The organism is Marinobacter sp. F4216 (genome assembly GCF_019931195.1).
GTDB classification, from domain to species: Bacteria; Pseudomonadota; Gammaproteobacteria; order Pseudomonadales; family Oleiphilaceae; genus Marinobacter; species Marinobacter suaedae.
In genome coordinates this window covers 341785-355176 of the sequence record NZ_JAIOUO010000006.1, presented here as the reverse complement: position 1 = coordinate 355176, position 13392 = coordinate 341785, and the positions used below count along the sequence as shown (strand labels likewise).

The 13392-nt window shown below is 59.2% G+C and carries 14 protein-coding genes; 10 read left to right on the top strand and 4 right to left on the bottom strand.

The annotated features are described in order from the left end of the window. The 5 genes from K8I84_RS13675 (at position 1) to K8I84_RS13655 (ending at position 4082) form a co-directional block, all read left to right on the top strand. Positions 1-798, top strand: coding sequence for a substrate-binding domain-containing protein (locus K8I84_RS13675; RefSeq protein ID WP_223795335.1), 798 nt, complete (start codon positions 1-3; stop codon positions 796-798). A 68-nt stretch (positions 799-866) separates the two neighbouring features. Further along, positions 867-1739: a formate dehydrogenase accessory sulfurtransferase FdhD gene (locus tag K8I84_RS13670; protein ID WP_223795334.1), complete on the top strand. Its 873-nt coding sequence runs from the start codon at positions 867-869 to the stop codon at positions 1737-1739. A 9-nt stretch (positions 1740-1748) separates the two neighbouring features. After that, positions 1749-2336: a molybdenum cofactor guanylyltransferase MobA gene (mobA, locus tag K8I84_RS13665; protein WP_223795333.1), complete on the top strand. Its 588-nt coding sequence runs from the start codon at positions 1749-1751 to the stop codon at positions 2334-2336. Continuing rightward, positions 2333-2833: a molybdopterin-guanine dinucleotide biosynthesis protein B gene (mobB, locus tag K8I84_RS13660; protein ID WP_223795332.1), complete on the top strand. Its 501-nt coding sequence runs from the start codon at positions 2333-2335 to the stop codon at positions 2831-2833. Before mobA ends, mobB begins: the two co-directional genes overlap by 4 nt. A 1-nt stretch (position 2834) precedes the next feature. Continuing rightward, positions 2835-4082 carry a molybdopterin-binding protein gene (locus K8I84_RS13655; protein ID WP_223795331.1) on the top strand — a complete coding sequence of 416 codons (1248 nt, stop codon included), beginning with the start codon at positions 2835-2837 and terminating at the stop codon, positions 4080-4082. On the opposite strand, the gene K8I84_RS13650 is transcribed toward K8I84_RS13655, so the two are convergent. Genes K8I84_RS13650 through K8I84_RS13635 form a run of 4 tightly spaced genes read right to left on the bottom strand, consistent with a single transcriptional unit; the run spans position 4083 to position 8100 of the window. Beyond that, on the bottom strand, positions 4083-4559 hold the full coding sequence (locus tag K8I84_RS13650; RefSeq protein WP_223795330.1) for a DUF6505 family protein: 477 nt from the start codon (positions 4557-4559) through the stop codon (positions 4083-4085). It abuts the gene before it with no gap. Next, complete coding sequence (locus tag K8I84_RS13645) at positions 4556-5260, bottom strand: biotin/lipoate--protein ligase family protein (protein WP_223795329.1); 705 nt, start codon at positions 5258-5260, stop codon at positions 4556-4558. Before K8I84_RS13645 ends, K8I84_RS13650 begins: the two co-directional genes overlap by 4 nt. Further along, a complete protein-coding gene (locus K8I84_RS13640) occupies positions 5257-6102 on the bottom strand; it encodes an Mrp/NBP35 family ATP-binding protein (protein ID WP_263283140.1) in 846 nt (281 codons plus the stop codon). Before K8I84_RS13640 ends, K8I84_RS13645 begins: the two co-directional genes overlap by 4 nt. Before the next feature lie 18 nt (positions 6103-6120). Continuing rightward, complete coding sequence (locus tag K8I84_RS13635) at positions 6121-8100, bottom strand: 4Fe-4S binding protein (RefSeq protein WP_223795328.1); 1980 nt, start codon at positions 8098-8100, stop codon at positions 6121-6123. A gap of 144 nt (positions 8101-8244) precedes the next feature. On the opposite strand from K8I84_RS13635, the gene K8I84_RS13630 reads away from it, so the two are divergent. The 5 genes from K8I84_RS13630 (at position 8245) to K8I84_RS13610 (ending at position 13378) form a co-directional block, all read left to right on the top strand. Next, positions 8245-8823: a DUF3305 domain-containing protein gene (locus K8I84_RS13630; RefSeq protein WP_223795327.1), complete on the top strand. Its 579-nt coding sequence runs from the start codon at positions 8245-8247 to the stop codon at positions 8821-8823. Beyond that, positions 8823-9470: a DUF3306 domain-containing protein gene (locus K8I84_RS13625; RefSeq protein ID WP_223795326.1), complete on the top strand. Its 648-nt coding sequence runs from the start codon at positions 8823-8825 to the stop codon at positions 9468-9470. Before K8I84_RS13630 ends, K8I84_RS13625 begins: the two co-directional genes overlap by 1 nt. Positions 9471-9565: 95 nt before the next feature. After that, complete coding sequence (locus K8I84_RS13620; RefSeq protein ID WP_223795325.1) at positions 9566-10177, top strand: molecular chaperone; 612 nt, start codon at positions 9566-9568, stop codon at positions 10175-10177. A gap of 41 nt (positions 10178-10218) precedes the next feature. Then, positions 10219-10407, top strand: coding sequence for a hypothetical protein (locus tag K8I84_RS13615; protein ID WP_223795324.1), 189 nt, complete (start codon positions 10219-10221; stop codon positions 10405-10407). 85 nt (positions 10408-10492) lie between these two features. Then, positions 10493-13378, top strand: a complete 2886-nt coding sequence (locus K8I84_RS13610; RefSeq protein WP_223795323.1) for a formate dehydrogenase subunit alpha — start codon at positions 10493-10495, stop codon at positions 13376-13378. The last annotated feature ends 14 nt before the right edge of the window (positions 13379-13392 follow it).

Below are 13392 nucleotides of genomic sequence, written 5' to 3'. Positions count from 1 at the left end.
ATGAAACAGATGCTCGCCTGCCTTACATTGATATTCAGCACGTACACAGTGGCAGACACCCTCATCGTCCAGTCCACCACATCTACCAAAAACAGCGGCCTGTATGACTATCTGCTGCCATTGCTGAAAAAAGATACCGGTATTCAGGCAAATGTGGTTGCAGTAGGTACAGGCCAGGCGATCAAGAACGCCATGCGCTGTGATGGTGACGTACTGTTGGTGCACGCCAAGTCCGCCGAGGAGGAGTTCGTCGCACAAGGCTACGGGGAATATCGCCGGGACCTGATGTACAACGACTTTGTCATCGTCGGCCCGGGGTCCGATCCTGCCGGTATAGCCAGCGCCAGCAATGCGGTTGAGGCCCTTGGCCGAATCAAAGCGGCCGGCGCCAAGTTTGCCTCTCGCGGCGATGATTCTGGCACCCACAAGAAAGAACGCGCATTGTGGGAGAAAGCCAGTATCGACCCGGATGCCGGGTCCGGCCAGTGGTATCTGGAAACGGGCAGCGGCATGGGTGCCACCCTGAATACCGGAGTGGGCCTGACAGCCTACGTACTGACCGACAGGGCCACCTGGATCACGTTCGCCAACAAGCAGGATGCGGTCATTCTGTTTGAAGGAGACCCCGCCCTGTTCAACCAATACGGTATCATCCCGGTAAGCGCGGACAAGTGTCCGAAAGTGAAACAGGATGCCGCCAGGGTCTTTACCGAGTGGTTGTTGTCCGCAACCGGACAAGCCGCCATTGCCGCCTATGAAGTTGATGGCAAACAGTTATTTTTCCCGAATGCCAACTGAGGCATTGGCCGCTGGCACCGGTCATCTAGACTTAAAGAAGTGATGTTCCTGAAAGGATTACAACAATAATGACGATTTCATCCCTGCTCCCCAATCCCTCCGATCCCCGGCTGTCCCGCCAGGTTACCGGGATTGATGAAACCGGCCAGGCCAAGTCCATCAGCGTGATCGAAGAACGCCCCCTGACCATCTACCTGAACAGCCAGGAAATCGTGACAGCCATGACCATTGGCGATTACCCCGAATACCTGGCCCTCGGATTTCTGCTGAACCAGGGCATGCTGAAAGACACCGATCAGGTCACCAGAATCGATTTCGACGAAGAGCTGGAAGTCGCGGTGGTACGCACCGCCGGAACTACAGACGTCGAGGACAAACTGCAGAAAAAAACCCGCACCTCGGGCTGCGCCGTCGGTACGGTGTTTGGCGATATGATGGCCGGGCTAGACGGGCTGTCCCTGCCAGATACACCGGTGCACACCAGCACCTTCTACGACCTCTCCTTCAAGATTAACCATACCCCCAGCCTGTATATGGAAACCGGTGCCATTCATGGCACTGCCCTGTGCCACGGACAGCAGGTTCTGGCGTATATGGAAGACGTCGGGCGCCACAACGCGGTCGACAAGATTGCCGGCTGGATGCATTTGAACGACATCCCGGCGGCGGATAAGGTGCTTTACACCACTGGCAGGCTAACCTCCGAGATGGTGATCAAGACCGCCCTGATGGGGATTCCCACACTCATCAGCCGGTCCGGCTTTACCGCCTGGGGTGTGGATATCGCCCAACAGGTTGGCCTGACCCTGATCGGCCGGATGCGTGGCAAGAAATTCACCTGCCTCAGCGGCCAGCACCGCCTGGTGTTTGATCAGGACCTGTCGCAGGTACCGGATGACGACAAAAAAATGCGTCGCAAGGGCGCACGGGACGATGGATAGGGACCGAACATGACGGATTGCGCAGTTATCCTGGCCGGTGGCCAGGCACGCAGGATGGGCGGGGGTGATAAAGGACGATTGATGCTGGGCGACCAGACCCTGATCCAGCGTGTCATTGATCGGATCACGCCGCAGGTCGATGCCGTTGTACTGAACGCCAATGGTGACCTGAGCCGCTTCGAGGATCTTGGCTTGCCCGTTGTCGCGGACTCCGTAACCGGCTACGCCGGCCCTCTGGCGGGCGTCCTGGCCGGCATGGACTGGGCGGCCGAGCAGGGGCATGAGTGGCTGATCAGTGTGGCCGCAGATACTCCGTCGTTTCCCCTGGACCTGGCGCAACGTCTGGCCGAAAAAGACACCCCTGTGGTGCTGGCAGCAACGCCGGACCCGGAACGGGGCCGCCTGCCCCAGCCCACCTTCGGCCGCTGGCAGGTGGCTCTGCGGGACGATTTGCGTGCTGCCCTGAACGGTGGCGTTCGTAAAATCCGGCAATGGACCCAGGCCCAGGGCGAATCGCTGGTGGTGTTCGGCGAAGACGACTTTTTCAATATCAACACACCGGAAGACCTGGCCTGGGCGGAGCAGAACCTGACGTGAAGGTGATAGGCATTGTAGGCTGGAAAAACTGCGGTAAGACGACACTGGCCACCGCACTGATCCGGGAGATGTCTGACCGGGGTTTAACGGTCAACTCGATCAAGCACGCGCACCATTCAGTGGATGTGGACCAGCCCGGCACCGACAGCTACCGGCACCGTGAGGCGGGCGCCCGCGAGGTCATTCTGGTGGGAGGTCAACGCTTCGCCATCATGCATGAGCTGCGTGATACCGAAGAGCCAACACCGGAAGAACTGCTGGCCCGGCTCGGCCCTTGCGACTGGGTTGTGATAGAAGGGTTTAAAGCCCACGCGCACCCCAAGATTGAAGTCCACCGCCAAGACTGTGCCCGTGGCCCACTGCACCAGACCGACCCGAGTATTATTGCGGTGGCGACGGACTACCCGTCCGACTTCGCAGGGCCCGCTTTTGACCTGAACGACGTGCCCGGAATAGCCGACTTTATTCTGGGCCTTGATACCCATGAACGGAAATAACATGAAGCCACTGCGCAACGACTGCTTTGCCCTGCCCCCCGGCGTTAACTGGACGCCTGTCGAGGAGGCGCTCGAGCGGTTGCGTTCCCGGCTCCATCCGGTAGTGGGTGTGGAGCATGCCGTTCCGCTGTCCCGGGCCAATGGCCGGATACTGGCCAGCGATGTGATTGCCCCCCGCGCTCATCCTCCCAGCAGCAATTCCGCCGTCGATGGCTATGCGTTTGCCGGCCCGATTACCGAGGCACCCTGCACGCTGCCCCTGGTTGATGGCCGCAGTGCCGCCGGCGCACCGTATACAGGCCGGGTACCCGCAGGCCACGCCATCCGGATCCTGACCGGCGCGGTGATTCCGGACGGCACCGACACAGTGGTGCTGGACGAAGACTGCGACGTGATCGACGGGCAGCTTCATCTGAAAGGCACCCTCAAAGCCGGTGCCAACCGTCGCCAGGCCGGAGAAGACATCCAGGCACAGGACCGGATTCTCACCTCGGGGACGCGCATCACGCCAACCAGGATTTCAGTGCTTGCCAGCGTGGGTATTGAGTCGGTCGACGTCTACCAGCCGTTGCGCGTGGGCATTCTGTCCACCGGGGACGAGGTAAAGCCGGTGGGCTCGGCGGTCTCGGACTGGCAGATCTACGACGCCAATCACCCGATGCTCAGCGCACTGGTGGCGCAGCTTGGCTATCAGGTGGTGGACCTGGGACATGTGCCGGACCGGGCCGACGAGGTCAAAGCCGCACTTGAGCGAGGCGCCGATCAGTGTGACCTGATCCTGACCAGCGGCGGGATTTCGGCCGGCGATGAAGACCACGTTTCGAAAACCCTGAAAGCCCATGGCGAGATCAGCAACTGGCGTATTGCGATCAAACCCGGCCGCCCTCTGGCACTGGCCATGTTCCAGGGCACGCCTGTGGTGGGTCTGCCCGGAAACCCGGTGGCCGCCTGGGTGTGTGCGCTGCGCTTTGGCGCGCCAGCAATGGCATTGCTGGCCGGGGGCGAGTGGTTCGAACCCCAGGGTTATGTCCTGCCTGCTAACTTTTCCAAGAACAAGAAGCCGGGGCGCAGCGAGATGTTGCGCGCCCGGGTTCGCGATGGTCAGGTGGAAGTTTTTGGTTCAGAAGGTTCCGGCCGGGTCACCGGTCTGGCGTGGTCCGAGGGGTTGGTGGAACTCGACGGAAGCGCCCAGCAGATTGAACCAGGCACTCCGGTTCGATTTATTCCCTACGGCAGTTTCGGCCTCTAGTCACTCGACACTGCCATGCACCGCGAAGGCTTCCAGCGAGGCATCCTGCGGCGCCCGGGAGCGGTAGGTCTCTTCCACACCCAGTTCGGTCAGCTCGCGGCTCACCATAAGCAGGGTGTTGTCTTCAAAGTCTTCACACATGCTGCGCATCTGGTCGATTTCTTCGCAGGCAACGGGGTAGGCCGTATCGATGTCCGGCGCGCCATAGATCTCGACAAAGGTCTTCGCCAGGGTCTGACGCAACTGCTCCAGTTCTGCGTCGGTGATGTGGCAGACGCCAACAAAACTGGCGCGCCCGCCGGATTCGATGCTGTACCAACCGTTGCTGAACGCCTGACGGGCCTTGCCCATCAGGTCCGCTTCGGTCCAGTTGGAGAACTCAAACCCACCGGAAATCGCCCACTCACCGCTCGCCGCAGGCAATTCAAAAACGTTCTCATCGGATATATCGAGTCTCAGGGTTCGGGCCAGTTTCATGCACGCTCCGCGAATTCAATCAGGCTAACGGTTTCGGTCATAACACCCTCACGCAACAGCATCCGGCCTTTTTCGTCCAGACCAACAAAGACACCGGGCCGTGGCTGCTCAATCATTTTACCCAGGGTGTCACATCTTGGCCGCCACTCGTCATGGACCCGCTGGAAACCACTGTCCATGTAATAGGTCAGCCACAGTAACGTGTGCTTGGACCAGCTTTCCAGCAACGCCATGGGAGTGATTTCCCCACAACCCTCGAAGTACAGACAGGTTTGGTTCGGGTTTTCTCCCGGCTCATCACCCGAAGGCAAAAACGGCACCTCAATGCCAATCACCAGCCAGTTAGGGTGGGCCTGGGGATCTGACACATCCGTGGCAAATCGAACGCCACCGCACACGGCTCCGTTGACCTTGATACGATCGGGCCACTGAAAATACACAGGCACCTCGGGCGGCGCCAGAGCCCCCAGACTCTCGGCCAGCCCGATCTGGGCCACATAGACGGCCTGAATGGCCTCTTCCAGGGGCGTTTCCGGCGCCAACACCAGTGCTGCCCGCAGAGTGTCACTGGATTCAGAGTAGAAAATTGTGCCTGAATCCACGCCGGCAATGGCCCGGCTTACAGCCTTGTCAAAAGGGTCTGTGTGTCTGGTAACCGCTTCACCCGAGAACAGCGGCGGAAACTGGGGCGATTCGATCATAGGATGGCCCGGGCGTAGGTATCGGAATGGATGATTTCGTCGGCGATGCGCTGAAAGGCCTGGGCCTGCGGGCTTTCCGGTTTGGACACCACGATGGGAACGCCCCCGTCGGAGCCAATTCGGATATCCAGATCGAGCGGGATGTCCCCGAGAAACGGCGCGCCCAGCTTTTCCGCCTCGGCCCGGGCGCCGCCGGAGCCAAAGGGATAGTGCTGCTTGCCGCAACCGTCGCAGACGAAGGACGCCATATTCTCGATCAGGCCAAACAGCGGTACTTCCATCCGCTTGAACATATCAATGCCCTTGCGGGCGTCCATCAGGGCGATGTCCTGGGGCGTTGAGACCACCACCGCGCCCGCCACATGAAACTTCTGGCTCAGGGTCATCTGCACATCCCCGGTACCCGGGGGAAGGTCCACCAGCAACACATCCAACCGGCCCCAATCCACCTGGTTCATCATCTGCTGCAACGCCCCCATCAGCATCGGACCGCGCCAGACAATCGCTTCATCATCCGGAGCCATCAGGCCAAGGGACATCAGGGTCACACCATGATTCCGCAAAGGCAGGATGGTATGGCCATCGGGGCTGGACGGGCGGCCGGACACCCCCAGCATCCGCGGCTGGCTCGGCCCGTAAACGTCGGCATCCAGCAGGCCAACCTTCAGCCCCTTGGAAGCCAGTGCCACCGCCAGATTAGACGATACGGTGGATTTGCCAACGCCACCCTTGCCGGAGGCAATGGCAATAATGCGGTCGATCCCTTGGGGATTTTTATCCTGTGGCCGTGGGGCGTCGGTACCGATCAGGTTGTCTTTACCAACCTCGGTGTATTGAACCATGGTATGTCCTGATAAGAGTTAGTTGTCCAGATAGTCGTCGCTGGTGCGCACCCGCGGGCGTTCGCGCCCGGCCATAGGTGCACTGTCCCCATGAAACTGGGCCTTGACCCGACAGTCGTCGCACATCTTGATGAGCTCAACCTTATCCGAGTTGTCGTACATCCAGTGCTGATTTTCCAGTTTTTCAACAATACGGTTGATGGTGCTGGCAACGCCAAACGGTGTACCACACCGAACGCATTCAAACGGGTCTTCGCCATGCAGTGGCCGGGCACTCAGCGCGTCCTTCGACAAGTCCAGCTGGGGCTTGAGGATGATGGCCGTTTCTGGACAGGTACTTTCGCAGATGCCGCACTGAACACAGGCGTTTTCGGTGAACCGAACTTCCGGCCGGTCCGGATGGTCACCAAGGGCACCGGTAGGGCACAGGGATACGCAGGCCAGGCACAAAGTACACTTGTCGGAATCAATTTCGATGGCGCCGTAGGGGGCACCGGTGGGCAGCGGAATCGGCGCTTCGATTTCCTCCACCATGGCGCTGACGGTGACCCGGGTAATGTCCCTGCGACCACCTACCAGCAGAACCGGGTCGCTCACCCGCCCGGCGTTGTCGCCGGGATTGCTGAGTTCATCGACAGTCACCACCCGGACCCGACCCGGGGCGTGGTGGGCTCCGCTGAGCATCGCCTGGGCCAGGGTAACTTCAGATGCCACCGCCTCACGGTCCGTGTCGTTGTCGGGCAGGATCAGGACTTCGACATAGCCGGCGCCCAATGCTGCCATAATCTCGGCATGGCCTACCCGATCGACATGCTCAAGCGCCAGAGGGATCAGGTCGTCCGCCAGCCCATTGCCGTAGCGTGCGAGGCGGGCAATGGCTTCCGCGCCCTCGTTCAGGGTATGGAATACCAGCCGGGGGGATTCACTGGCGTGCTCGCGATAAACCCGCGCCATGACATCCATGGCCTGCACCAGAGCTTCGAACGGCGTTTCGTTCATGGTCACGGCCGAGGTGGGACACACCGCTGCACAGGATCCGCAGCCAGCGCAGATATCGGAGTCGATCTGGATGTGATCGCCGGCAGAGAAGATGGCTTCGGTCGGGCACACGTCCAGGCACCGGGTACAGCCAGGCTTACTCGCCCGGGAGTGGGCACACAATGAGGTTTCCAGCTTGAAGAACACGGTCTTCTCAAACTCACCGACCCGCTCCCGGGCCGTCACCGCGATACGTTCAAGTTCTCCCGATTTGGCCGGATCGGCCCAGAAGTAACCATTGCGTTTCTGATGACTTGGAAACGCCGGCTCTCCTCCACGCAGGTCGATAAACACATCGCACTCACTGCGGGCGGTGGCTTTCATCTCGCCAAATCCGGGGGCGCCCCGACCAGCCGGATTCAGGGTTTGCAGCCGGGCAAACTCCAGTTTGAAATTCCCCAGCGCGCCATAGGCCGACGTCAACTGCCCCCTGGCCACATCGTAACCGGCAGAGGGCAACTGGATAGGCCCGGCATCATTCACCACACAGGTAACGCCCAGTTCGTCCTGTACCAGCTCGGCCATTCTCACGGCCTGTTCGGTGGGACCGACGATGCAGCATATCCCGTTGGACTCGATGTTCTTCACCGGCACCATCGGCGACGGTAATTGAGCCGCAGCCACAAGAGCGGCCTGCTTGGCGTGCAGGCGCCTGGGATTGGCATCCGCTGAACTCCAGCCCGCACGATCCCGAATATCGATGGAGCTTAAAGGAGCGACCTGCTGAAACTCCGCTTCAATCTCTTCGCTCAAACGCTCGAACAGAGGCGCCTGCTGGCCACAGGCGATGAGAACTTCATTCATTCCGCCCAGATACTCGGCAGCGATTTGCATATCGCCACCGCACAACTGATCGACGACTACAACGTGCTCCGCGTCCGCAGCCAGTTGCAAAGCCTCGGGGTCAAAAGACTGGGTTTTATCACAGGAACATAACAGTAGGGTTTTAGATGCCGGCATCGGAATTCTTACTCGCGTCATTATTTTTATAAGAGTAGTTAAGAATACCTTTTTACGCCTGTCGAGTAATCAGCCGGGGTTTGTAAGAGATCCTCTGGATATTTCTTTCAGCTCTGCTAGCTTCTAAAAGAAAAGAGAGTTGCCATGAGCCGTCGTATCGAAAACTGGAAACGCGAACTGAAAGTCGGAGCCGTCGTTCGACGCTCGCCGGGGGTAACCCAGTGGGCGCGAGAAATCTGGAAGCCGGTAGCGGTTATACCTGGCGCGCCGGAGGCATTCTGGAAAGAGATGATTCGGGACGGCGATACGGTTGATTACCACGCGGGCACAGTGGACATGGAACTGTTCCGTGCGGATGTCGAGGCCTACCTGATTTCCCTGAACATGAAAGTGCCTTCAGTGTGGGTGATCATGGACCGCGACGAGAGCCGCCAATCCCCATCCGGCTGGTTTGTCAGCACCATTACCGCCAGCGCCTACGAGGCACAGGATGCTCTGGACAGTGGCGAAAGCATCGTGGAGGCGGTTCCCATCCCCGAGTCCATGGCGGCCTGGATCAAGGAATTCATCGACATGCACTATGTCGAAGAGCCTTTCAAGAAGCGCCGTCGTGACAAGCAGCGAATTGATGGTAACGAGGATGGCAAGGGTGATGCCCGTATCCGGCAGGAAAGCGATGTTTACCGAGCGCCCTCCAACATCAAGAAGCCGAGGGTTCACTGATGACCGAGTCACGTTTTGAGCGCTGGTCGCGGAAGAAAACCGAAGCTCGTCAGGATGCGGAACTTCCCCCCGCTGCAGCCGATGAATTCCAACCCTCCCACGAAGAACAAGAGCTCGCTGTTAATGAGTCACTGTCCGAGCGTGAGCTGTTGGCCAAGTACGACCTGCCGGACCCGGATGCCATTGAACTGGGTACCGACATTACCGGTTTCATGCGCAAGGAAATTCCGGAATTCCTCCGCCGCAGGGCGCTTCGCTCGCTCTGGCGCTCCAATCCGGTACTGGCGGTTCTGGACGGACTGAATGACTACGATGAGGACTACACCAACGCCGCTGCGGTAACCAGCGGATTTAAAACCCTCTACAAGGTGGGCCAGGGTTACTTCGATAAATCCGCAAGGAGAGACAAACCCGCCGATGAGCCGGCCAGCGTCCTACATGATCAACCGAGTGACGTCTCCGAGTCGGCCGATCAGGTTTCGCGGGTGAGCCCCACTGAACCTCTCCCTAAAAAACCGGAACCAAAGTCAGAGCCTGAACCGGCCATGGTGCAGCTGATCGATCCGCAACCCTACGACTCAGAGGACGCATCTGAAAACGAGGCGCAGTCCACCCTGCGCTACCGTCCGCGGATGCGTTTCGATTAGTCGCATTTGCCGACATAGTTGCGCCAACCTCAGGTCCGGTCTATACAAGTATCACCAATGCTTAAAACATGAACACGATTTCAAAGGATGTAACTTTGACCAACACGGCTGAAGCTCAGTGCCCTCGCTCGATCAGTGAGGAAGATCGCGCACGTGCCCAGATGTACCAGTTACTCAGTTCCCTGCTCGATGGCCCACCGTCGGCTGACCTGCTGCAAGGCTTGGCCTTCCTGCGTGGTGATGACACGCCTTTGGGATCTGCCCTCAAAAATCTGGCGGTGCTTGCGGAACGCACCGAACCCGGTGATGTCGAACGGGAATACAACAGCCTGTTTGTCGGAGTCGGTCGTGGCGAACTTCTGCCCTACGCCAGCTACTACCTGACCGGCTTTTTGAACGAAAAACCCCTTGCAAATTTGCGGACCGATCTGATGACCCGGGGCATCAAGTCGAGCAGCGGAGTCAAAGAACCTGAAGACCATATCAGCACGCTGTGCGAAATCATGGCGGGCATCATTACCGGTGAGTACCTGTGCGACAGTGACTTACCCTCACAGAAAGCCTTTTATGACGCCCACCTGGCCAAGTGGGCAGCGTTGTTTTTTACCGATTTAGAGAACGCCAAGGCTTCCGTCTTCTATGCCCCGGTCGGTTCGCTGGGGAAGGCGTTCATGGAAGTGGAGGCTGGCGCCTTTGCAATGCAATGACCGGGAGCGAACCAATCCCTTAAACCAGGTGGAGGTAACCGATGGACAAACAACAAGGTGAGAACAGTCGTCGCCGTTTCTTGCTGATGGCCGCATCCGCAGCTCCGGCTGCCGTTGCCATGGCCGTCGCACCAAACGCAGCCGCCCAGGTCGTCAACGACGCCCCGAAAAGCCGTGGCTTACGTGACACTGAACACACACGTAAATATTTCGAATCGGCTCGCTTTTAAGGAAGCGTGAATCATTCAAGGTTGCGAAAGGCCCTTGAATGGTCACACCTCCAGAAAAACGAGAATAACGAGAGAGGAATGAGACATGTTACGGAAGAAGACCAACGGGGTAGCGAAAGGCCCCCGTGCAGGATCTTTACTTTCATCCCTCGCGGCAAAGACGATGGACCGTCGGGGATTTCTGGCGGCCTCAGGCGTCACCGTGGGTGGTTTGGCCGCTTTGTCACTGACGAGCAAACGCGTTGAGGCTGCTACGCCATCGGATTCCGGAGGCAAAACCGAAGTCAGGAAATCGGTATGTACTCACTGTTCGGTTGGCTGCACGGTCGAAGCCGAGGTTCAAAATGGCGTCTGGACCGGACAGGAGCCCGGCTGGGACAGCCCGTTTAATCTGGGGGCCCATTGTGCAAAAGGTGCTTCAGTACGGGAGCACGCTCATGGGGATCGTCGCCTGAAGAGCCCGATGAAAATGGTCAACGGGGAATGGCAGAAGATTTCCTGGGACGAGGCGATCAACGAGATCGGCGACAAGATGCTGCAAATCCGCGAGGAGAGCGGCCCTGATTCGGTCTACTGGCTGGGCAGCGCCAAGTTCAACAACGAACAAGCCTACCTCTACCGCAAGTTCGCCGCCTACTGGGGCACCAACAACGTAGATCACCAGGCCCGCATCTGCCACTCAACCACGGTCGCCGGCGTAGCCAACACCTGGGGCTACGGGGCCATGACCAACTCCTACAACGACATCCACAAGTCGAAGGCAATCTTCCTGATCGGGGGTAACCCTGCGGAAGCACACCCGGTGTCGTTGCTGCATATCCTGAAAGCCAAGGAAGAAAACAATGCGCCGCTGATCGTCTGCGATCCGCGCTTTACCCGCACCGCCGCCCATGCGGATGAGTTTGTGCGTTTCCGGCCGGGCAGTGACGTCGCGCTGGTCTGGGGCATTCTCTGGCACATCTTCGAGAACGGATGGGAAGACAAAGAGTTCATCCGCACCCGTGTGTGGGGCATGGACGACATCCGGGAAGAAGTGAAGCGCTGGAATCCTGAAGAAGTAGAGCGGGTTACCGGAGCCCCGGGAGCGCAGCTTGAGCGTGTTGCCCGCACCCTGGCCAACAACCGCCCGGGCACGGTCATCTGGTGCATGGGGGGTACCCAGCACACCAACGGCAACAACAACACCCGGGCCTACTGCATCCTGCAGTTGGCACTGGGTAACATGGGCGTTACCGGCGGAGGCACCAACATCTTCCGTGGCCACGACAACGTGCAGGGCGCAACCGACCTTGGCGTTCTGGCCGATACCCTGCCCGGCTACTACGGTCTGGCCGCCGGTTCCTGGGCGCACTGGGCACGGGTCTGGGAAGAAGACCTGGATTGGCTGAAAGGTCGCTTCGCCACACTCGACCGGGGCGGCAAGTCCAAACCCATGATGAACGAGAAAGGCATTCCGGTTTCCCGCTGGATCGATGGGGTTCTGGAAGCCAAGGAAAACCTGGAGCAGCCCGATAACACCCGGGCCATGGTGCTGTGGGGCCATGCGCCCAACTCCCAGACACGGATGCTGGAAATGAAGGAGGCCATGGAAAAACTCGACCTGCTGGTCGTTGTGGACCCCTTCCCGACCGTATCCGCGGTGTTGCATGACCGCAAAGACGGCGCTTATCTGCTACCAACAACCACCCAGTTCGAGACCTACGGTTCGGTCACTGCCTCCAACCGCTCGCTACAGTGGCGTGAGAAGGTGATTGATCCGCTGTTCGACTCGAAGGTTGACCACGAGATCATGAAGCTGTTCGCGGACAAGTTCGGCTTCACCGATCGCATGTTCCGGAACATTGCCATTGAGGGTGACGAACCGTCGATTGAGGACATCACCCGGGAATTCAACCGGGGCATGTGGACCATCGGCTACACCGGTCAGTCGCCCGAGCGCCTGCAGAAGCACATGAAGTACCAACATCACTTCGACAAGACCACCCTGCGAGCCGCTGGCGGTCCCTGCGATGGTGATGTCTATGGTATGCCATGGCCTTGCTGGGGCACTCCGGAAATGAATCACCCGGGTACGCCGAATCTCTACGATATGTCGATGCCGGTATCCGAGGGTGGTCTCACCTTCCGGGCCCGGTTTGGTGTCGAGCGTGACGGCGAGAACCTGCTGGCCGAAGGTGTTTACTCGAAGAATTCCGAGATCAAGGACGGCTACCCGGAATTTACCATGCAGATGCTGATGGATCTGGGCTGGGATGGCGACCTGACGGACGAGGAGCGCTCAGCCATTGAAGCGGTGGCTGGGCCGGAAACCAACTGGAAGACCGATCTTTCGGGCGGTATCCAGCGGGTGGCCATCAAGCACGAATGTGCGCCCTTCGGTAACGCCAAGGCGCGCGCCGTGGTCTGGAACTTCCCGGATCCGGTCCCCATTCACCGTGAACCCCTGTACACCTCGCGCCGGGATCTGGTTGAGGATTACCCGACCTACGAGGACAAAACCTTCTGGCGCGTACCGACCATGTACGAGTCCATTCAGAAGAAGGACTTCAGCAAGGAATACCCCATCATTCTGACGTCCGGCCGTCTGGTTGAGTACGAAGGTGGTGGTGATGAGACCCGTTCAAACCCGTGGCTGGCCGAGTTGCAGCAGGAGATGTTCATCGAGGTGAACCCGCGGGATGCGAACAACCTGAACATTCGGGACGGCAACGACGTCTGGGTGTCCGGCCCTGAGGGCGCGCGCATCAAGGTCAAGGCCATGGTGACCGAGCGGGTTGGCGAAGGCGTTGCCTTCATGCCATTCCACTTCGGCGGGCACCTGGAAGGCAAGGACCTGAGGGAGAAATATCCCGAGGGCGCTGATCCCATTGTTCTGGGTGAATCCACTAACACCGTTCAAACATACGGGTATGACTCGGTCACGCAGATGCAAGAGACCAAGGCCACCCTGTGTTCGATCGCGCCGGCATAATGGAGGGGTAAACC